20 protein-coding genes, 2 tRNA genes and 1 pseudogene are annotated in these 20,086 nt (G+C 65.2%); 9 read left to right on the top strand and 14 right to left on the bottom strand.

The window, feature by feature from the left end:
- Positions 1 to 2: 2 nt before the first annotated feature.
- Together IVA88_RS12670 and gmd are read right to left on the bottom strand one after the other, a co-directional pair.
- Positions 3 to 968 carry a GDP-L-fucose synthase gene (locus IVA88_RS12670; RefSeq protein ID WP_276577891.1) on the bottom strand — a complete coding sequence of 322 codons (966 nt, stop codon included), beginning with the start codon at positions 966 to 968 and terminating at the stop codon, positions 3 to 5.
- The gene (gene gmd, locus IVA88_RS12675; RefSeq protein ID WP_247497591.1) at positions 940 to 2,010 is read right to left on the bottom strand and encodes a GDP-mannose 4,6-dehydratase; all 1,071 of its coding nucleotides are present in this window, start codon (positions 2,008 to 2,010) and stop codon (positions 940 to 942) included. The genes IVA88_RS12670 and gmd overlap by 29 nt, the downstream gene beginning before the upstream one ends.
- Before the next feature lie 199 nt (positions 2,011 to 2,209).
- On the opposite strand from gmd, the pseudogene IVA88_RS12680 reads away from it, so the two are divergent.
- A pseudogene (locus IVA88_RS12680) lies at positions 2,210 to 2,590 on the top strand (IS481 family transposase); the annotation flags it as partial.
- A 43-nt stretch (positions 2,591 to 2,633) separates the two neighbouring features.
- On the opposite strand, the gene IVA88_RS12685 reads toward IVA88_RS12680, so the two are convergent.
- Both IVA88_RS12685 and IVA88_RS12690 read right to left on the bottom strand, forming a co-directional pair.
- Positions 2,634 to 2,707 (bottom strand) — tRNA-Gly (locus IVA88_RS12685).
- A gap of 341 nt (positions 2,708 to 3,048) precedes the next feature.
- Positions 3,049 to 5,475, bottom strand: a complete 2,427-nt coding sequence (locus IVA88_RS12690; RefSeq protein ID WP_247497592.1) for an ATP-binding protein — start codon at positions 5,473 to 5,475, stop codon at positions 3,049 to 3,051.
- A 329-nt stretch (positions 5,476 to 5,804) separates the two neighbouring features.
- On the opposite strand from IVA88_RS12690, the gene IVA88_RS12695 reads away from it, so the two are divergent.
- Positions 5,805 to 6,518: a transporter substrate-binding domain-containing protein gene (locus tag IVA88_RS12695; RefSeq protein WP_247497593.1), complete on the top strand. Its 714-nt coding sequence runs from the start codon at positions 5,805 to 5,807 to the stop codon at positions 6,516 to 6,518.
- 10 nt (positions 6,519 to 6,528) lie between these two features.
- Here the strand turns inward: IVA88_RS12695 and IVA88_RS12700 are convergent, their stop codons facing one another.
- Entirely contained in the window at positions 6,529 to 6,732 is a 204-nt protein-coding gene (locus IVA88_RS12700; protein ID WP_247497594.1) for a hypothetical protein, read from the bottom strand.
- Between the two features lie 26 nt (positions 6,733 to 6,758).
- Entirely contained in the window at positions 6,759 to 6,956 is a 198-nt protein-coding gene (locus tag IVA88_RS12705) for a hypothetical protein (protein WP_247497595.1), read from the bottom strand.
- 203 nt (positions 6,957 to 7,159) lie between these two features.
- Here IVA88_RS12705 and IVA88_RS12710 point away from each other — a divergent pair, with 203 nt between their 5' ends.
- Positions 7,160 to 7,540: a YciI family protein gene (locus tag IVA88_RS12710; RefSeq protein ID WP_247497596.1), complete on the top strand. Its 381-nt coding sequence runs from the start codon at positions 7,160 to 7,162 to the stop codon at positions 7,538 to 7,540.
- A gap of 6 nt (positions 7,541 to 7,546) precedes the next feature.
- Here IVA88_RS12710 and IVA88_RS12715 read toward each other — a convergent pair whose 3' ends face one another.
- Entirely contained in the window at positions 7,547 to 8,137 is a 591-nt protein-coding gene (locus IVA88_RS12715) for a TMEM175 family protein (RefSeq protein WP_247497597.1), read from the bottom strand.
- A gap of 126 nt (positions 8,138 to 8,263) precedes the next feature.
- On the opposite strand from IVA88_RS12715, the gene IVA88_RS12720 reads away from it, so the two are divergent.
- Both IVA88_RS12720 and IVA88_RS12725 read left to right on the top strand, forming a co-directional pair.
- Positions 8,264 to 10,321, top strand: a complete 2,058-nt coding sequence (locus tag IVA88_RS12720; RefSeq protein ID WP_247497598.1) for an ATP-dependent helicase — start codon at positions 8,264 to 8,266, stop codon at positions 10,319 to 10,321.
- 56 nt (positions 10,322 to 10,377) lie between these two features.
- Entirely contained in the window at positions 10,378 to 11,358 is a 981-nt protein-coding gene (locus IVA88_RS12725; RefSeq protein ID WP_247497599.1) for an NADPH:quinone oxidoreductase family protein, read from the top strand.
- Between the two features lie 6 nt (positions 11,359 to 11,364).
- Here the strand turns inward: IVA88_RS12725 and IVA88_RS12730 are convergent, their stop codons facing one another.
- The 3 genes from IVA88_RS12730 to IVA88_RS12740 are packed head-to-tail and all read right to left on the bottom strand — an operon-like array spanning position 11,365 to position 14,432.
- The gene (locus IVA88_RS12730) at positions 11,365 to 12,612 is read right to left on the bottom strand and encodes an amidohydrolase family protein (RefSeq protein ID WP_247497600.1); all 1,248 of its coding nucleotides are present in this window, start codon (positions 12,610 to 12,612) and stop codon (positions 11,365 to 11,367) included.
- Positions 12,613 to 12,624: 12 nt separating this feature from the next.
- Entirely contained in the window at positions 12,625 to 13,077 is a 453-nt protein-coding gene (locus tag IVA88_RS12735; protein ID WP_247497601.1) for a GAF domain-containing protein, read from the bottom strand.
- A complete protein-coding gene (locus IVA88_RS12740; RefSeq protein WP_247497602.1) occupies positions 13,074 to 14,432 on the bottom strand; it encodes an MFS transporter in 1,359 nt (452 codons plus the stop codon). The genes IVA88_RS12735 and IVA88_RS12740 overlap by 4 nt, the downstream gene beginning before the upstream one ends.
- A gap of 108 nt (positions 14,433 to 14,540) precedes the next feature.
- Here IVA88_RS12740 and IVA88_RS12745 point away from each other — a divergent pair, with 108 nt between their 5' ends.
- Positions 14,541 to 15,467 carry a LysR family transcriptional regulator gene (locus IVA88_RS12745; RefSeq protein WP_247497603.1) on the top strand — a complete coding sequence of 309 codons (927 nt, stop codon included), beginning with the start codon at positions 14,541 to 14,543 and terminating at the stop codon, positions 15,465 to 15,467.
- A gap of 154 nt (positions 15,468 to 15,621) precedes the next feature.
- Positions 15,622 to 16,653 carry an LLM class flavin-dependent oxidoreductase gene (locus tag IVA88_RS12750; protein WP_247497604.1) on the top strand — a complete coding sequence of 344 codons (1,032 nt, stop codon included), beginning with the start codon at positions 15,622 to 15,624 and terminating at the stop codon, positions 16,651 to 16,653.
- A gap of 26 nt (positions 16,654 to 16,679) precedes the next feature.
- Here IVA88_RS12750 and IVA88_RS12755 read toward each other — a convergent pair whose 3' ends face one another.
- Together IVA88_RS12755 and IVA88_RS12760 are read right to left on the bottom strand one after the other, a co-directional pair.
- Positions 16,680 to 16,922 carry a GIY-YIG nuclease family protein gene (locus tag IVA88_RS12755; protein WP_247498007.1) on the bottom strand — a complete coding sequence of 81 codons (243 nt, stop codon included), beginning with the start codon at positions 16,920 to 16,922 and terminating at the stop codon, positions 16,680 to 16,682.
- A gap of 93 nt (positions 16,923 to 17,015) precedes the next feature.
- A tRNA-Tyr gene (locus IVA88_RS12760) sits at positions 17,016 to 17,101 on the bottom strand.
- A gap of 206 nt (positions 17,102 to 17,307) precedes the next feature.
- Here IVA88_RS12760 and rlmB point away from each other — a divergent pair.
- Positions 17,308 to 18,138: a 23S rRNA (guanosine(2251)-2'-O)-methyltransferase RlmB gene (gene rlmB / locus IVA88_RS12765; RefSeq protein WP_247497605.1), complete on the top strand. Its 831-nt coding sequence runs from the start codon at positions 17,308 to 17,310 to the stop codon at positions 18,136 to 18,138.
- Between the two features lie 61 nt (positions 18,139 to 18,199).
- Here the strand turns inward: rlmB and IVA88_RS12770 are convergent, their stop codons facing one another.
- Both IVA88_RS12770 and IVA88_RS12775 read right to left on the bottom strand, forming a co-directional pair.
- Entirely contained in the window at positions 18,200 to 18,739 is a 540-nt protein-coding gene (locus tag IVA88_RS12770) for a hypothetical protein (protein ID WP_247497606.1), read from the bottom strand.
- A 44-nt stretch (positions 18,740 to 18,783) separates the two neighbouring features.
- Positions 18,784 to 19,269, bottom strand: coding sequence for a hypothetical protein (locus IVA88_RS12775; RefSeq protein ID WP_247497607.1), 486 nt, complete (start codon positions 19,267 to 19,269; stop codon positions 18,784 to 18,786).
- A gap of 286 nt (positions 19,270 to 19,555) precedes the next feature.
- Between IVA88_RS12775 and IVA88_RS12780 the strand changes: the two genes are divergently transcribed.
- Positions 19,556 to 20,038: a hypothetical protein gene (locus tag IVA88_RS12780; protein WP_247497608.1), complete on the top strand. Its 483-nt coding sequence runs from the start codon at positions 19,556 to 19,558 to the stop codon at positions 20,036 to 20,038.
- The last annotated feature ends 48 nt before the right edge of the window (positions 20,039 to 20,086 follow it).

A 20,086-nucleotide genomic window follows, 5' to 3' on the forward strand; every position in this document is an offset into this window, starting at 1 on the left:
CACTAACGTTCGGAGAGCGACCGCGCGGCGAGATACGCCGCATATGCGCGCTTCAAGCCGTCCTCGAGCGATGTCGTCGCGCGCCAGCCGAGTTTTGCGAGGCGGCTGACGTCGAGCAGCTTGCGCGGCGTGCCGTCGGGCCGCGAGCTGTCGAAACTGATCTCGCCGCTGTAACCGACGATTTCGGCGACCACGCGGGCGAACTCGGCGATGGTGATGTCCTCTCCGGTGCCGATGTTGACCAATTCGGCACTCGAATAGGTCTTCATCAGGTGCACGCAGGCATCGGCCATGTCGTCGACATAAAGGAACTCGCGCCGCGGCGTGCCGGTGCCCCAGACCACGACACTCTTGGCGCCCGACACGTTCGCCTCGTGGAACCGGCGGATCAGGGCCGCGACCACGTGGCTCATTTCGGGATGATAATTGTCGCCGGGGCCGTAGAGATTGGTCGGCATCACGCTGATGAAGTCGCATCCGTACTGGCTGCGATAGGCCTCCGCCATCTTGATCCCGGCAATTTTTGCAATGGCATAGGGCTCATTGGTCGGCTCGAGCGGGCCGGTCAACACCGAGTCCTCGCGCAGAGGCTGCGGTGCCAGCTTCGGGTAGATGCAGGACGAGCCCAGAAACATCAGCTTCTCGGCGCCGTTCTGATGCGCTGCCTGGATCACGTTCGCCGCGATCGTGATATTGTCGTAGATGAACTCCGCGCGCAGCGTGTTGTTGGCGACGATGCCGCCGACCTTTGCCGCGGCGAGGAAGATCACCTGCGGCCGCGTCTTCGCGAACCAGTCGAACACCGCTGCCTGGTTGCAGAGATCGACCTCGCGGCGATCCACGGTGACGAGCCTGACGTCCTCCCGTTCGAGCCGGCGCGCAATCGCGCTGCCGACCATGCCGCGATGGCCGGCGACGTAGACGCTTTTGCCTGTCAGCTCAAACGGTGCGTTTGCCACTGCCCGCATCCCGCTTTGCGTCCGCCAGATCGCTCGCCATCATCTCCGCGACGAGCTCTGCAAAGCTCCGCTTCGGCTTCCAGCCAAGCACCTCGCGCGCCTTGCTGGCGTCGCCGACGAGGAGATCGACCTCGGTGGGGCGGAAATAGGTCGGATCGATCTTCACGACGGTCTTGCCACTCTTCTCATCGACGCCGGTCTCGTCGACGCCCTCGCCGCGCCATGCGATGCGGCGGCCGACATGCGCGAACGCCAGCTCCACCATCTCACGCACCGAACGCGCCTCGCCGGTGGCGAGCACGAAGTCGTCGGGCTTGTCGGCCTGCAGGATCTTGTGCATGCCCTCGACATAGTCGCGCGCGTGGCCCCAGTCGCGCTTGGCGGAAAGATTGCCGAGATAGAGCGTCTCCTCCAGCCCGACCTCGATGCGGGCGACGCCGCGCGTGATCTTGCGGGTGACGAAGGTCTCGCCGCGGATCGGGCTCTCGTGGTTGAACAGGATGCCGTTGCTTGCGAACATGCCATAGGCCTCGCGGTAGTTCACCGTGATCCAGTAGCCGTAGAGCTTTGCCACGCCGTAAGGCGAGCGCGGATAGAACGGCGTGGTCTCCTTCTGCGGGATCTCCTGCACGAGGCCGTAGAGCTCGGAGGTCGAGGCCTGGTAGAACCGCGTCTCCTTCTCCATACCGAGGATGCGGATCGCTTCCAGCAGGCGCAGCACGCCGATGGCGTCGGCGTTGGCAGTGTATTCCGGACTCTCGAAGCTGACCGCGACGTGGCTTTGGGCGGCAAGATTGTAGATCTCGGTCGGCCGGATCTGCTGCACCAGACGGATCAGGTTGGTCGAGTCCGTCATGTCGCCATAGTGCATCAGGAACGGCACGTTGCCGACATGCGGGTCCTGGTAGAGATGATCGACCCGGGCGGTGTTGAACGAGGACGAGCGCCGCTTGATCCCGTGCACGACATAGCCGAGCGACAGCAGATATTCGGCGAGATAGGCGCCGTCCTGTCCTGTAATGCCGGTGATAAGAGCGATCCGCTCAGCCATATCCGCACCTGCTCCAACAGCGCCCGATAAGGCGCCAGCGTCCCGTCCCGGCCGCCGCCCTTCTCTGCCATATTGACCGCCGGGGTCAACCCAATATGGCGATGCACCGTTCGAAGGCCGTCGGCCGAACCGCTCGACCCCCACAAATCAGGCCTGGCTCATGAACAAGGGCTGGTTCGACCAAGGACACCGCCGCGCCAATAGTGTGATGCAGCAGGAACGCTTCGATGTCTTCGTCCGCGAGTTCAATGCCGAACGGCCGCACGAGGCGCTCGATATGAAATGCCCCGCCGAACTCTATGTCGCCTGACCACGCTCTTACGCTGGCTTGCCCGAGTTGATCTATCCATTCCACGATCGCGAACTGCTGGTCACCGCCTGCGGCCAGCTCTGCCTGCATCGCAAGCGGATCAACGTCTCAACCGTGCTGGCGGGGCAGAAAATCGGCATCAAGGAAGTCGACGACGGCATTTGGCTCGTCAGCTTCATGCACTATGATCTCGGATACTTCGACCTGGCGCAGAAAACCCTGCAACCCCTCGACAACCCGTTCGGCACGAGGTTGTCACCCATCTCTTAGGTACGACCTGTTACCGATGTCTCCGGGCCGGACATGATGGGGATGGAGCGGGTGAAGGGAATCGAACCCTCGTATTCAGCTTGGAAGGCTGCTGCTCTACCATTGAGCTACACCCGCGACAGGGGCTCCCTAACACGGCCGGACGGCGGTCTCAACTGCCCAGGATCAACTGCCCAGGAGACGGCTTTCGGGCCTTCCGGCCTTGCGAACAGCCGCTGGTTCCTCCCGACCCGCCTCCCCTTAACAACGGCGGCATTGCTGCCTATATTGAGGTCTTCCGAAACCAACGAAAGGAGGTGATCCAGTGTCTCTTACCAAGCGCTGTCACCTCGCTGGGATCGCCCGCTAAGCTTTTAGTAGAGGCTTGGCATCGGGGCGCTCTCAGCCCTGGACCAGCGAGCAAGAAATCGGGCGCGACGGGGCCTCCCCGCCGCGCCTTTTTCGTTGACGGGCGCCGCTCAGGCCGGCGGCTCGCCCGCAAGCACCTCGCGGATCTTCTGCGACAGCTCCGCTTTCCGGTATGGCTTCCCGAGCAGCGCCACGCCGGGATCGAGATGGCCTTCGTGGACGATGGTGTTGTCGGTGTAGCCGGAGGTGTAGAGCACCCTCGCCCCCGGGCGGCGGATCCGGACTGCGTCGGCCAATTCCCGCCCGTTCATGCCGCCCGGCATGATGATATCCGTGAACAGCAGATCGAACCTGGCGCCCTGATCGACCAGCGCAAGTGCGGCTGCGCCGTCGCTGGCGGCGAGCGTGCGATAGCCGAGGGTGCCGAGCTGGGCGATGACATAGCCCTGCACCAGCGGGTCGTCCTCGACCACGAGTATCGTCTCGTGCCCGCGTGCCGCCGCGAGCGCCTGAACCGGTGCCGTTCTGGCCGGCGCCTCGCCCTTCGATCGCGGCAGGAACAGCCGCATCACTGTGCCGCGTCCCTCCTCGCTTTCGATCGCGACGGTACCGCCGGTCTGGCGGGCAAACCCGTAGACCATACTCAGCCCAAGCCCGGTGCCGCGACCGACGCCCTTGGTGGTGAAGAACGGCTCGAACACGCGCTCGCGGATGTCGGCAGGGATGCCGTGGCCGGTGTCGGTGACCGCGACCATCACGAAGGCACCGCGCATCACGTCGCCGTCGCCGGCACTGCTCGTGCCGTCGAGGTCGCGGTTCGCGGTCTCGAGCGTGAGCCTGCCGCCCCCCGGCATCGCGTCACGGGCGTTGACGGCGAGATTGACGATCGCGGACGAGAGCTGCGACGGGTCGGCCATCGCGGTCCAGGCATCGTCCGCTAGCCGGGTCACGATCTCGATATGCTCGCCGAGCATAGGCTTCAGCAGCTTCGCGGTCTCGACCACGAGCGCGTTGACGTCGATCTCGCGCGGCTCGAGCGGCTGGCGGCGCGCGAACGTCAGAAGCTGCGAAGTGATCTCCGCGCCGCGCGCGGCCGCATCGTCGATCAGCTGCGCGATCGCGGCGAACTGAGGCTTGTCCGCAAGCCCCTCCTGGATGATCTCGATGGTGCCGGTGATGACCGTGAGCACGTTGTTGAAATCGTGCGCGACCCCGCCGGTGAGCTGGCCGATCGCGTCCATCTTTTGCGATTGACGCAGCCGCTCCTCGGTCTCGTGCTGCGCGGTGAGGTCGGTCGCGGAGCCACGATAGCCCGTGAAGCGTCCGTCGGCGTCGAAGACTGGATTGCCGTTGACGCTGAAATGATGCATTCCCCCGGTGGTGTCGCGCCCGCGATATTCGAACTTCCGGAACGGCTCGTGGCGGTCCAGCGTCGCCAGGTGCGCGCGCCATTTCTCGGGCTCGGTCTCGCGATCGAGCGCGGCATCGGTACGGCGCGTGCCGATCCGCACTTTGGGGTCCATGCCAAAGGCAGTCACCCGGTCGGAGAGGTAAGTAAACCGATGGTCCGGTCCGGTCTCCCAGAACCAGTCGGATGCCGTCTCGGCATAGTCGCGGAAACGCTCTTCGCTCGCCCGTGCGTCCGCTTCCGCGCGCCGGCGAATGGCCAGGTCGCGCTCGAGATTGGCATTGGCCTCGCGCAGCTCGCCATAGGCCCGCTGGAGGTTCGCGCACATCGCGTTGAAGGCGTCGATCACCTTGTCCAGCTCGTCGGCATCGTAGGGCGGCCGGCGCTCCAGGCGCAAAGGCGGCGGCGGCCGCGTCAGGCTATACTTGCTGACGAACTCGGCGATGGCGACCAGATGCCGCGTCACGAGCAGATGGACCATGTAGATGATGAACAGTGAGACGAGGAATGTCTTTGCCGCTTGGCTGGCCAGGATGACGAGGGCGCGGTTCAGCAATTGCTGATAGACGTCGGTCAGGGTCGCCTCGACGTGGAGCACGCCGATCGGGCGTGCGGTCCCCTGCACGCTGTAGTTCAAGGGATAGTCGCGCGTCACGATCGAGCGGGCGCTCGGCTCGCCGACTGCGAGATGGATCGGGTTGGGACGAGCGGCGATCTCGTGGACTTCCGCGGCGCGGATGTCGGGCAGCCGCAGGATACCGTCGAGCTGGAGCTTGAGCTGGTTCTGATCGAGATTCCACAGGCTCTCGCCGAGGCTGCCGGTGGTGCTGCGACCGATCTCGTCAAGCCGTGTCTCTATGACGCCGACCTCACGATTGTAGTCCAGATAGAGCTGGAGTGCCGTCAGCATGAGCGTTACGATCGAAGAGAACAGCAGCACGGCAGCCAGGAGGCGCGGTCCGACGCCGCTGCGCGACCAGTTGAAGATCCGCGACGGCAGCGCCCCGATCATCGGCGGCGCAAGGGCAGCGCCGATGCCGTTCAAATTCCGGCCAGTCGAATCCTGCGTGGCGGCCGCCGGGGCAATGGCGCGGCGGCGTCTGGAGTCCTCGTTACCTGCATTGCCCATGCACCATGTCCCGAAGATGACGGCACCCTGCTCCCGTCGGCCGGTCGCAGCCGCGAGCAAATCGATGGTTGAGACTTTCCCTTCACGCGATGCGCGCAGCGATCCTGTCGGCCCATGGGCGCCTTGAGGTCGGCGGGGTCATGTCTTGCGCCCAGCAGCAGGATTCTGACGCAAACTACCACTTCGCGTGCTAGAATGACATCGGTGAAAGTCCGGAGGTCGCCTGCAGGACGGGCGGCGAGCAGCGCGGTGCCGTGCAGGCACTTCCAGGTAGATCGCGCCTGGGCCCGAATCCAGTGGTTGCAATGCACGACCGAGGGAGACGCCTGATGTGGCGGATAGTCGTCGTCTGCCTGTCACTGTTCGCAGCCGGTCCCTCGCAAGCGCAGGAGTTGATCCGGCTGGCGCGGATCGCCGGTATTCCCGATCAATATGTCGGCGGCGAGATGCTGCGGGCCGTCTATGCCAGGCTGAACATCAAGCTGGAGTTCGAGGACGTCCCCGGCAAGCGCGCACTCGCACTGTCGAGCGCCGGCGAGGTCGATGGCGAGATCCAGCGGATCGGGACGCTCTCCCGCGACTATCCGACGCTGGTCCAGGTCACACCCGCAATCAACTACATCGAGCCGGCGGTGTTTTCGACGAAACTCCGTTTCGACGTCGCGGGCTGGAATTCGATCAGGGACCACAGCATCGGTATCGTTCGCGGCGTCGGCTCGTCGGAGGCCGGCACCCGCGGCATGGCCCGCGTCACGGCGACCGCGAGCCTTGATAACATGGTCAGGATGCTTGACGCCGACCGCTTCGACGTGATGGTCACCGATATTTTCAGCGGCCTGGTCGCGGTGAGAAAGCTCAATCTGCAGGACAGGATCGTCGCGCTCTCGCCGCCGCTCGAGCGCATCCACATCTACCACTATTTGCACGAACGCCATCGCGCTCTGGTGCCGAAGGTCGGCAAGGTGATCGCGCAGATGGAGGCGAGTGGCGAGCTGGCGACGCTGCGCGAGGCGCTGGTCAGGCAGGTCCTGAGCGCTCCGTGACGGCGCCGGATCAACCGACGCGAAGCCGCTCGCGCAATGCCACGGCGGCAATCAGGATGCCGACGCACCAGGCCATGACTGCGCGGTGCGGCTCCCCGCCGAGCAGCACCGTGAAGACGCTCGCGAGCAGGCACGGCGCGATGGCCTTGCCGGTCCGGCTCGTCAGCACGAGCAGGAACGGCATCGCCGCGATTGGTATTTGCAGGACGTCCATGGTCGAAAGAGATTTCGCCGAACGCTTCAGAAGCCGCAGACATTGAGAGCGCGCGGGCGTTTGCCCCGACGGCTCTCGGTGATGCGATCGCCGCCATTCTCGACCAAGCTGCCGTAATAGCGATGGTGACCGCTCTGGTCGTGCAAATCGGCAGGCTCCAATTGTGCCGCCCGCCGCGCGTCGCAAATGATCTTGCAATTGGTCTTGATGGTGTGCCCCGACATTGCCGCCTCCGATGGCCTTCCGTGTTCTTGTGGCCATCAGTCGTCTCGGCTTGGGGCGGCGTTCACCTCGCCGGGCCGCAATCGGGTTTCAGGACGGTTTCATCGAGGCCTCCACGACGCAATATTTTCCTCACCGCCCTTGTCGGCCCCAGCCATAGTGATACGTCCTTTGGGCTGCGCGCAGCAAAATCGACGAGGTAACGATGCTCTACGCCATCCTGGCCTATCACGTGGAAGACGAGATCTTGTCGTGGACGCCCGACAAGGACGCGGCGGTCGTTGCCAAAGTCGTCGAGGTTCAAGCGCCCCTAAGGGCAAGCGGACATTTCGGACCGGCCGCCCGTCTGGATGAGACCAGAAAGGCCCGCACCTTGCGCGGCCCCGGCGCGGGCATCGTGCTGGACGGCCCGTTTGCGGAGACCAAGGAGCAGCTTCTCGGCTTCCACCTCGTGGAATACGACACGGAGGAAGAGGCGATCGCGGCGGCGCGGACGCTGCGTCAGGTCAATCCGACTGCGGTCTACGAAATCCGCCCGGTCAAGCTCTACGTGCCGGCAGACGGGTTCGGCGCGACACAAGGGTAAACCGCCTCACGTGCCCGGCTCGGCCGGATTGACATAGAAGCGCTGGATCAGCAGCCCGCCGAAGGCGATGAACCACACGAACGGCGCGACATGCGGCGCGAACGCCGCAACGATCGTACCCGGGATGAACACCAGCAGCGGAAACATCGAGGCCATGATTTCGTGGCGCCAGCCGCCCAGGATCCTCCACCACAGCCAGGCATTGAGGCCGGCGATCGCAGTCAGGTGCAAGCCGTAGAGCACGGCGACCGCACTGCTCATGGGGTAGTTGGTGTAGAGGCCGTTGGTCACCGGCAGCAGCACGATCGACAGCAGAAAGAACAGATTGAGGATCACCGCGCCACGGCTGCCGACGGGCTGACGCGCCAGCCGGCGGTGATGGCTGATCCAGAACACGCCGGCGATGATGAAGCTGAGGGCGAGACCCGCGAGCTTGCCGGAATAGACCCGGGCGAGATCGTTCCAATCGGGCGCGCTGGTGAAGACCGCGGCCCTGGGGAGATCATAGGCGAGCAGCGTCATGGCGACGCCAAAAATCGTATTGCTGAGCGATTCCAGCCGCCGCATCTCGAACTGGTTGGGCTTGAGCTCGGTCATGCCGGGTGCGGGCTCTCAGGCTGGAACTTGGGCTGTCTTGTCCCTAGGTCTTAACACCGGTTCCGTCCAGCCGCATTGCGATTCGCCGCGAGATCGCCGACTCTTGCCGTTTCACCGGGGCGATTCGTGGCGACATATCTGGACACGCTCAATGCGGAGCAGCGCCGCGCCGCGGAGCATGGCGTGGCCGATGGTGCGACCGTTGGCGCGCCCCTGCTCGTCATCGCCGGCGCCGGCTCCGGCAAGACCAATACGCTGGCCCATCGCGTCGCGCACCTGATCGTCGCCGGCAGCGATCCGCGCCGCATCCTCTTGATGACGTTCTCGCGCCGCGCCGCGGCCGAGATGGCCGGCCGGGTCGAACGCATCGCCCGAAAAGTGCTCGGCGAGAACAATGCCGCGATCATGCGCGACGCGCTGAGCTGGGCCGGCACGTTCCACGGCATTGGCGCACGGCTCTTGCGCGAATATGCCGAGCGGATCGGCCTCGATCCCGCCTTCACCATCCACGACCGCGAGGATTCCGCCGATCTGATGAACCTGGTCCGGCACGAGCGCGGATTGTCGAAGACGGAGAGCCGCTTTCCGGCCAAAGGCACCTGCCTGTCGATCTACTCGCGCTGCGTCAATGCCGAGATGGAGATCGAGAAGGTATTGGGCCAGCACTATCCGTGGTGCGCAGGCTGGGCGGCCGAGCTGAAGGGCCTGTTCGCGGCCTATGTCGAGGCCAAGCAGGCCCAGCACGTGCTCGATTACGACGACCTCCTGCTCTACTGGTCGCAGATGATGAGCGATGCGCTGATCGCCGAAGAAATCGGCGGCCGCTTCGATCACGTGCTGGTCGACGAATATCAGGACACCAACCGCCTGCAATCCTCGATCCTGCTGGCGCTGAAGCCGGACGGACGCGGCCTCACCGTGGTCGGCGACGATGCGCAGTCGATCTATTCGTTCCGCGCCGCCACCGTGCGCAACATCCTGGATTTTCCGCAAAGCTTCTCGCCCCGCGCCGAGATGATTACGCTCGACCGCAACTACCGCTCGACGCAACCCGTGCTGGCGGCGGCCAATGGCGTCATCGGCCTGGCGCGCGAGCGTTTCACAAAAAACCTCTGGACCGACCGCGCGTCCGCGCAAAAACCACAGCTCGTCACCGTGCACGACGAGACCGACCAGGCCCGCTACATCGTCGAGGAGGTGCTGGCCAACCGCGAGCAAGGCGCGCTGCTCAAGCACCAGGCGGTGCTGTTCCGGACGTCCTCGCATTCGGGCCCGCTGGAGATCGAGCTGACCCGCCGCAACATCCCCTTCGTCAAGTTCGGCGGGCTGAAGTTTCTCGATGCCGCGCATGTCAAGGACGTGCTGGCGCTGCTGCGCTTCACCGAGAATCCGCGCGACCGCGTCGCCGGATTTCGCATCCTGCATCTGTTGCCGGGCATTGGACCTGCGACGGCGCAGCGTGTGCTCGACCAGATGGCGGAGAGCACCGATCCACTCGCCGCGCTCGGCCAGCTCCCGGTGCCGCCGCGCACCGGCGCGGACTGGACCGACTTCGTCCGCACCATCGAAAACTTGCGCTATTCGGAATGGCCGGCCGATCTCGAACGCGTGCGGCTCTGGTACGAACCGCATCTCGATCGCCTCCACGAGGATTCGGAGACGCGGCGTGCCGATCTGATGCAGCTCGAGCAGATTGCGAGCGGATATGCCTCGCGCGAAAAATTCCTGACCGAGCTCACGCTCGATCCGCCGGATGCGACCAGCGACAAATCCGGGCCACCCTTGCGCGACGAGGACTATCTGATCCTCTCCACCATCCACTCCGCCAAGGGCCAGGAGTGGAAATCGGTGTTCGTGCTCAACGTTGTCGACGGCTGCATGCCCTCCGATCTCGGCGCCGGCACCAGCGCCGAGCTCGAGGAGGAGCGCCGCCTGCTCTATGTCGCGATGACGCGCGCCAAGGACGATCTGCACCTCGTGGTGCCGCAGCGCTTCTTCACCCACGGCCAGGCCGCCAAGGGCGACCGCCACGTCTACGCCTCGCGCACCCGCTTTATCCCGGAGCAGCTGGTCTATCTGTTCGAGCGCACCGCCTGGCCGAAAGCCGCAGCGGGCGCGGCCCGCACCGCGGCGCAGGGGCCGAAGATCGACATTGGGGCGCGGATGCGGGGGATGTGGCGGTAGACGCAAGAGGCCGGTCCAGGGACCTGTCAGAATAACTGGAACAACAGGGATCCGACATGAAAGCCGTCGTTGTCGAACAATACGCGCCCATCGACCAAATCGAGCTGAAGGACATTCCTGGTCCGGTCATGCGGCCCGGAGAATTGCGCATTCGGGTAGAGGCCGCGGGAATCGGATTCGTCGACGGCTTGAAGATCCAGGGTCTCTATCAGACCAAGGATCCCCTTCCCTTCATTCCCGGGACAGAGTTTGCAGGCGTGGTGGAGGAAGCTCCGAGCGCGCCGGGAGGTTATCAACCCGGCATGCGCGTGATGGGGATGACGCGCTCGGGCGCGCTTGCCGAAGAGATCGTCGTCGCCCCCGAAGCGCTCTATCCCCTGCCGGACGGCGTCGCGGCCGAGGTCGCCGCCTCGTTTCGCGCCAACTATCTGACCGCCCTCTATGCGCTCAGTGAACGTGCCTCGCTCCGCGCAGGCGAACAGCTTCTGGTGCTGGGCGCAGCCGGCGGCACGGGAATCGCGGCTGTCCAGATAGGCAGGCTGCTCGGCGCCCGTGTGATTGCAGCGGCATCGACCCCAGACAAGCGCGAGTTCGCGCGACAGCACGGCGCCGACGCTGTGGTTGACTACACGCAGACCGGCTGGCGCGACACGCTGAAGGAGTTGACCGGAGGACACGGCGCCGACGTGATCTTCGACCCCGTCGGCGGCGAAGTCTCGGTGCAGGCCTTTCGCTCCATCGCCTGGCGCGGCCGTCATCTCGTGGTCGGTTTTGCCGCCGGTGCAATCCCTGCGCTGCCGTTCAATCTGCCGCTGCTGAAGGGCGGCGCCCTGCTCGGCGTCGACCTCGCGCAGATTCCAATCCGCGAGCCCGAGGTGCAGAAGCGCCTGATGTCGGAGCTGACGGCCTGGTTGGCCGAGGGCCAGCTGAAGCCTGTGGTCGGTCGCGTCTTCGCGCTGGATGATTTCCGCGAAGCGTTCAGGACGATGCAGACGCGCGGGGCGCTTGGCAAGATGGTCGTGCGTATCTCGAAATAGGATTAGCTACGCGCCCAGCCGATCGAACTGGACCTTGCCCGCCTTCATCACCAGCGGAATGTGTTCGCCCTGGCCGAGCAGGCAGGCCACATCGCGTAGCGGATTGCCGTCGACCACGAGCAGGTCCGCAATGGCTTCGGGCGCGATGCGGCCGAGCTTGCCCTCCATGCCGAGCACCTCGGCGCCGATCAACGTCGCACTGGCGATGACGGCGCGCGGGCCGAGAATTTCGGCGCGGATGCGGAATTCGTCGCTCTGCAGGCGCTGGGACGGCCCGAGCAGGTCGCTGCCAAATCCCATCTTCACGCCGGCGTCGCGGTAGATCGCGAGCGAACGCAGGCCGGCGTCGCGGACATCGGCGATCTTGGCGACGCTCTCCGGCGGCAGGCCATATTGGGCGCCCTCGTTGGCCAGCGCCTCGTAGGTGACGAGCGTCGGCACCACATAGGCGCCCTTCTCGGCCATAAGCTCCGCGGTCGGAGCATCGACCAGATTGCCATGCTCGATGGTGCGTACGCCGCAGCGCACCGCGCGTTCGATCGCGGCAGCGGTGTACGCGTGGGCGAGCACATAGGTCTGGCGGCCGCGCGCCTCCTCGACGATGGCGCGGATCTCGTCCTCGGAGTAGCCGAAGGCGCCGACCGGGTCGGTCGGTGAAGCGACGCCGCCGGAGGCCATGATCTTGATCTGGTCCGCGCCCATCTGGAGCTCCTCACGCGCCGCCTTGCGCACGCCGTCGACACCATCGGCAACGCGCGCCAGCGCCCCGACGCGCACGCAACACGGACACGGTGCGTCGCTGGCGAGGTAGTCGGAGCGCGCCCGCATGTCGCCGTGCCCGCCGGTCTGGCTGAGCGCACGTCCCGAGACGAACAGCCGCGGACCGTCGGTCAGACCGGTCTCGATCGCCTGCTTCAGCGCATGGCCGGCGCCACCGGCGTCGCGGACAGTGGTGAAGCCACGCCGCAGCATGCCGCGCAGCAGCAGCGTCGAGCGCAGCGTCACCAGCACGTTCGGCATGTGCACCTGCTGCGCCAGGTTGAGCTCCACGGCGATCGCATGCACATGCAGGTCGATCAGGCCGGGCATCAGCGTCTTGCCGTTGAGATCGACGGTGCGGTCGGCGATGACCTGGATCGGCCGGTCCGAGACCTCCTTGATCGAATTGTCTTCGACCAGGACGTGATGTCCCTCCAGCAGGTCCGGCTGAAGCGGATCGAGGAGCGCGGCGTTCTTGAAGAGGATGCTGGCCATCGCGGCGTCCTGTCAAAAATGGGCCGGCGCAAGCAGTGCCGGCAAGGTGAGCTGGGCGAACGGAAGACACGCAGCGACGTCGTCCTCGCCGTACCAGCCTGCCTCATGGAGCAGGTTGAGCGAGCCGAGCGAGGCGATCAGCTCGTGATCGGAAAACACCTCGCGCAGATCGTCCCGGGTGCGGCCGATATAAGCCTCGCCGCGGTCGAGCACGGCCTCGGTCCACGGCCCCAGCGCCAGGCGCTTGCGTCCGCCCGCCGGGTACGGTCCGGGGAGATTGGAATACACCCGCGCTGCTTCCCTCGTGTCGTCGTCATAAGTGAGGATCGTGAACAGCTTGTGTCCGATCGCCGATTTCAGGGCATCGTCCAGCGCCGAGAACAGGGCATTCGGCTGATCCGCCCTGCCCTGCGCGGCTGCCACAGCGCAGAGCAGCGGATCGGATCGGCGTTTCGTCTCCCTCATGCGACTTCGCCCGCCGCAATCTCTTCCAGCGAACGGCCGCGCGTCGGCACCCCCATCAGCACCACGGTGAGCGCGCCCAACAGCAGCACACTTGTGGTGAGGCCGAACACGCCGGCGAAGCCGAAATTCGGATAGAGATAGCCGACCAGGATCGGCGACACGATCGCACCGATGCGGCCGATCGCGGAGGCGAGCCCGGCGCCGGTGGTTCTGACCGACGTCGGAAATACCTCGGCGGTGTAGGCATAGACGCCGGCGTAAGTGCCGTTCATGAAGAAGGACAGCAAGATTCCCGCCACCATGATGTGCTGGTCGCTCTGCGCGAACGCGAGCCCGAGCGCGCTCGCGCCGCCGAGCACCATGTAGGTCGCGATCGTCGCCTGCCGGCCGATGCGCTCGTTGAAATACGCGGCGCTGAAATAGCCGGGAATCTGCGCGCAATAGATCGCGATCGAATAGGCGAAGCTCTTGGTGATGCTCATGCCGTTCTGGACCAGAAGGCCGGGGATCCAGACGAAGAAGGAATAATAGCTGAACGTGATCGCTAGCCACATGATCCAGGTCATGATGGTGATGCGCGCCTGGCGGCCGGCGAGGAGCGCCGCAAAATTCGCAAGCAGCGTCCCACCGGTCCCGGCAGGCGCCGTGGCTTCGACCACCGGTTGCGACAGGACATGGCCTTGGCTCACAAAGCCGGCTTCGATCCTGTCCAGCACGGTTTCGGCTTCCTTCTCCCGGCCCCGGCTTTCCAGCCAGCGCGGCGATTCCGGCAGCGCCCGGCGCCACCACAACAGCATGACGACCGGCACGGCGGTGATGACCAGCACGATGCGCCAGCCGTTCTCATAGGCGGGAACGATAAAGTAGCCGAGCAAGGCCGCCGCGACGAAACCGAACGAGAAGAAGCCGGCCAGCGCGCCGGTGAAGCTGCCGCGGTAACGCCGTGCGACGAATTCCGCCAGATAGGGCGCAATGATCGCGCTCTCCGCGCCGGTGCCCATGCCGGCGACGACCCGGGCGGCGAAGAAGGATGGCCATGTATCAACGGCCGCGCTGACGATGGATGCGGCGCAATAGAGCGCCAGTGCCGACATCATCACCGCGCGGCGACCGATCAGGTCGCCCAGGGTGCCCGCCAGCAAGGCGCCGAACAGGAAGCCGATATAGGTGCTGCTGCCGAGCACGCCGATCTGCACGCTCGACAGATTCCAGGCCGTGCGCAGCACCGGCAGGATGAAGGCGAGCACCGCCGCATCCATCGCGTCGAACATGTAGCCGAGCCCGCCCATCAGCAGCAGATGCTTATGGAAGCGCGCGAATGGAAGGCGCTCGATGCGCGCCGAGATCATCGACATGAAAGTCCCCCTCTGTCTGGCGGCCCGGCACTCCGCTCATCCCTGGGAACCATAGACAAAGAGATATTATCGTCATAATTTATAATCATGATCTAGTACATCACTGTGGTGAATGTTCTGTCGTTCCGCTCGCTCGACCTCAACCTGCTGAAAGTCTTCGAGGCCCTGATGACCGAGGGCAGCGTCACGCGCGCTGCCAACGCGCTTCTGATGACGCAGCCGGCGGTCAGCAACGCGCTCGCGCGCCTGCGCGACGCGCTCGGCGATCCCCTGTTCGTCAGGTCCGGCACCGGCATCCGTCCGACCCAGCGCGCCGTGGTGCTGTGGGGGCCGATCGGCGAGGCGCTGGAAAGCGTCCGCGGCGCGCTCGACGAGCAGGTGTTCGATCCCGCCCGTGCGCAGACCGAGTTCAGCCTGTCGATGTCGGATTACGTCGCCTCGCTGGTGATGCCGAACCTGCTGAACCATTTCGGCAAGGTCGCGCCCAAGGCGCGCATCCACACCGTTCCCAACACCATTTTGGAAATCGCCGATCAGCTCGAGGACAATCGCGTTGATTGCGTGTTGAGCGTCTATGTCAACGAGGCGCAGCAGCCGGCCGCCATCCGCTCGCGCTCGCTGTGGACCGTCGACTACGCCTGCTTCATGCGGCGCGGCCATCCGCTCGCGGCGATGAAGCGGCTGGGCACGCGCAGCTTCCTCAATGCCGGGCACGTCGATGTGAGCCTCGCCGGCAAGACCCTGCCGTCCTACGACCTCTTCCTTGCCTCGCGCGGGCTGTCGCGCAACCTGGTCGCGACCGTCAATCACTACGGCGCCGCTTACGAGGTCGTGCGCCAGTCCGACCTGATCGCTGTGCTGCCAAGCGATTTGCGCTCGCAATCCCGCCACGCGCCGTTCCTGCACGCCATGCCGATTCCGCTCAAGGCGCCGCCGCGCATCGTCAGCCTGTTCTGGCATCAGCGCAACGACACCGTACCGGCGCAGCGCTGGCTGCGCGAGACCCTGGTCGAGACGTTCGCCAGGTCCGACTGAAGCCGCGGGCGCAAGGGCCGTCACGATGAAAATGCGGAAACCGTGGGTTTCTCGAAGCAGCATTGTTGCAGCGGTCTGCACTGCCTAGCTGCAACGTAAAGCAATCCCCTCCCACATTGACAGGCGCGCAAGCCGCGCCGCAGAGATCCCATCAATGACCGCACCGCTGGAATTCGGACTGGACACTTTTGGCGACGTCACCAGGGACGCCTCCGGCACGATGCTTCCGCATGCGCAGGTGATCCGCAACGTCGTCGACGAAGCGGTGCTGGCCGACGAGCTCGGCCTCGACTTCATCGGCCTTGGCGAACATCACCGCGCCGACTTCGCGATCTCCTCGCCGGAGACCGTGCTGGCCGCCATCGCGTCGCGGACCAAGCGGATCCATCTCGGCTCGGCCGTGACGGTGCTGAGCTCGGACGATCCGATCCGCGTGTTCCAGCGCTTTGCCACGCTGGACGCGCTCTCGAACGGGCGCGCCGAGGTGATCCTCGGGCGCGGCTCGTTCACGGAGTCCTTTCCACTGTTCGGTTTCGACCTGCGGGCCTACGAGGCGCTGTTCGAGGAGAAGCTCGACCTGTTCGCAGCACTGCGGTCGCAGAAACCGGTGACCTGGGAAGGCAAGCTGCGTCCGCCGCTTAAGGGTCAGCTGGTCTATCCCCCGGTCGAGAACGGCACGCTGAAGACCTGGATCGGCGTCGGCGGCAGCCCGCAATCGGTGGTGCGCGCCGCGCATTACGATCTGCCCTTGATGCTCGCGATCATCGGCGGCGATCCCGCGCGCTTCGCACCCTTCGTCGATCTCTACCATCGCGCGTTCAAGGAGTTCGGCCGCCCGGCACAGCCGATCGGCGTGCATTCGCCCGGCTATGTCGCCGAGACCGATGAGCAGGCACGCGAGGAACTCTGGCCCGACTACAAGGCGATGCGCGACCGCATCGGCAAGGAACGCGGCTGGCCGCCGATGGGCCGCGACGAGTTCGTGAACGAGGCCGAGCACGGCTCGCTCTATGTCGGCGCGCCGGAGACGGTCGCGCGCAAGATCGCCAAGACGGCAAAGGCACTTGGCATGTCGCGCTTTCAGCTGAAGTATTCGGCGGGGTCGTTGCCGCACGAGAAGCTGATGAAGAGCATCGAGCTCTATGGGCGGAAGGTGGTGCCGATGGTGCGGGAGATGATGGGGTGAGGAGAAAGTCCGCCTTCCCCTTTCGCTCACCAGAGTCTCTTCTTCGCGAACGCGTGGCCCGAGCCAGACTTCAAGTAGCGTTCGAAGGCTCTAGCCTTCTCGATGTCGGAAAATGCCACATAGGTTACCAGCCGCCAAGGCATGTATTTGGACGTATGCGGAGATTTGCCTGCGTTATGATCGGCCAATCGCTTTTTGAGATCTGTCGTCAGACCAACATAGCGCTGACCGCCCAACGCGCCGCTTTCCAGAAGATAGACGTAGTGCACGATGCCGCCCTCCTTCGCCAAGGCTTCGGAGGGCATCCTGCTTCGCGCAGTTAGAGGCTGCAATCCTGCGAAGCGCGTCAGCGCGAAGCAGGATGGTGGGGGAGGCAGGACTCGAACCTGCGAAGCCATAAGGCGGCTGATTTACAGTCAGCTCCCTTTGCCACTCGGGACACTCCCCCGCTCGACGGCAGCACAATCGGGCCGGACCTTGCCGGCGACCGAAGACGGCCATGGAACGTGAAGGCCGCGACAGCCCGGATGGGGGCGCGACCGGGCGCGGTTATCGGCGAAGCGATGGGGTAAAGTCAACCGAGGCGAACAGCTAAAATCGCCGCCGAAGCCACCCAAATTGCCATATTCCGGGACCCGTGACACAAGCGAGCCCATGAAGGATCGAAAATTCACCCCAAGGGGGCCCCGCGGCGGGTCTAAGCCCTTCAACAGACCCGGAAAATCGGCCGGCCGGCCGGTCTGGCGCGACCGCGATTCGCAACCCGACGGGCCCGTCATCCTCTATGGCTGGCACACCGTCACCATGGCGCTCGCCAACCCCCAGCGGCAGATCCGGAAGCTCACTCTGACCGAGAACGCTGCGAAGCGCCTCGCGGACGAAAACTTCGCAACCCGCGTCACGCCCGAGATCGTCCGGCCCCAGGAGATCGACCGGTTGCTCTCGCCCGACGCCGTGCACCAGGGCCTGCTCGCCGAGGCCGATCCCCTGCCCTCGCCCGACATCGAGGATTTGGCGCAGGACGGAATGGTGCTGGTGCTCGACCAGATCACCGATCCGCACAATGTCGGCGCGATCCTGCGCTCGGCTGCGGCCTTCGCCGTGAAGGCGATCGTCACCACCGCGCGCCACAGTCCGGAAGCGACCGGCGTGCTGGCCAAGGCCGCCTCCGGCGCGCTGGAGCTCGTCCCGATGGTGACAGTGCAAAACCTCGCCCGCGCACTGACCACGCTGAACGAGCTCGGCTTCCTGACCGTCGGGCTGGACAGTGAAGGCAGCGCGGATCTCTCCGAGGTCACCCTGCGCGAGCCGCTCGCGCTGGTGCTGGGTGCGGAAGGCAAGGGTCTGCGGCAATTGACGCGCGAGACCTGCAGCGTCGTGGCGCGGCTCGACATGCCCGGCGAGATCAAGAGCCTCAACGTCTCGAATGCCGCCGTGCTCTCGCTCTATGTCGGCGCGAGCCGGCTCGGGCTGATGAAGCGCTAGCAAAACAAAACGCCCGTCCGCATCGCGCGGACGGGCGTCTCGTTGTTCAATCGATCAGAGATCAGTAGTAGCGGCGCAGCACGCGGTGGCCGCCATAGTAAGGCGCCGGGGCGTAACGACGGGCGTAGCCGTAGCGCGGACCGTAGCCATAGTGCACGCGGGGCAGATAGCCCTGACGCGGGCCATAGCCATAGCGATACGGGCGGTAATACGGACGCTGGTAGGGATAAGCGGCCGGGCCTTCGACCGCGGCGGCGCGATAGCCATAGCCGTTGCCGTAACCGTAGCCACGGCCGTAGCCGTAATTGGCGGGCGCAACGACTGCGTCCTCACGATAGGTCGGATACGGCGCGAAGGCGCCTGGGCCGGTGTAGGTCGGCCCCTGGTTGACGTGGTAATATTGCGTAGTGGGCTCGGCGAGACGCTCATAGGCGCCATAGCCGTAGCCGGCCCCGTAGCCATAGCCGCCGCAGCCCGTGTTGCAGCCGGAATAGACCGGCGCGACCGGCTGGCACGGATTGAAGCCGCAGGCCGCGGCGGGCGCGGCCCCGGTGAACATCACGGCAGCCGCCGCAATCAGTCCCGAAATCATCTGACGCATTACTCTCTCCTGTTGATTTTTCGTTTGTTGGATTTTTTCGTTTCTTAACCCGGCGATCTGCCGGGCAGCTCTGCACGCGGCCGCGGCCGAGGACGCCGCGGGTGGTCGTTGATCTCAGGCGCGAGGATCACCGGCGGCGGATTGACGGGCACGTCCATCTGCGGCGGCAGCGGCGCCGATTGCGCGCCCCAGCTTTGGTAATAGCTCTCGGCGGGCTTGGGCAATTTGCGGTTTGCGGGCGGCTCGACCTCGAGCCGGCCATAGCCGGGCCGCAGGCCCAGCGTCGGGTAGTAGTGGCCGACATCGGTGGGCTGGCGCTCGGCGACATAGCGCCCGCCATAGATCGTGGGCTGCACCTGAACGTTCTTCCCCAGGCCCCAGGTCCCCTCGATGACGCTATAGGACGCGTCGATGTTGTTGATGATGATGGGCACGCCCGGGCGGCCGGGAACGACGATATCGAAACCGCCGCCGGCAAACGCCGTCGCGGGTAGTCCGATCAGGAAGGCAGCGAGCGCCACAGCGCGCATAAGCGGGACCCCAATTATCCGGCGACAACCTACCCGAGAGCGCCGCAGAGAGGGTTAAGGCCCTCTCACCAAATGCCGGTAAGGCTAATGTGTAAGGATTGCGCGCCGCTCAAATGCTGCAAAGCGAACTAGCGAAGCATTAACGCCGCCGGACTCTGCGGTCCGAAACCATGGCGCGTGCTCACATCCGTTTGACTATCCAGCCGCGAAAATCCGCCGGTTTCACCGGAACGTCCGGCGTCTTCGGCGTTTAGCTCCCGTCAACCAAAACGGGAGCCAAACAATCATGAATATCAAACTTCTCGGAGCCACGGCGGTCGCGGCGACCCTGGTGGCAGGCTCTGCCATGGCGCAGGCGGTGATCACCAATCCCGGCCGTTGCGCGGCGCAATTCCCCAACGCCAACTGCCAGAACGTCGGACCGGGAAATCCGTACACCGACAGCGGCTATCGGCATCGCCGCGTGTCCTATCGCCAGAGCAATGGCGACTGGAATAACGACTGGAACAGGAGCCGCACCGGCTTCTGGCCGACCGACGTCGCCGCTGGCGCGGTCGGAGCAGCCGCTGGCGTGGCCGGCGCAGCCATCGGGACTGCGGGCGCAATCGCAACGGCCCCGTTCCGTGCCACCAACGACGCCTACGCCTATGACAATCGCTGGGACAATCGTGGGTGGGACACCCGCAGCTATGCCCAACGCAACGGCTTCGTCTGCACCCCCGGCACCTGGTTCAAGGGCGACGACGGCCGCCGGCACATCTGCCAGTAAGGCGGTTTGACGAAAGTGACTGATCAGGCGGCTCTTGCGGGCCGCCTG

Origin of the sequence: Bradyrhizobium sp. 149 (assembly GCF_023073915.1) — a bacterium.
Lineage (GTDB): Bacteria > Pseudomonadota > Alphaproteobacteria > Rhizobiales > Xanthobacteraceae > Bradyrhizobium.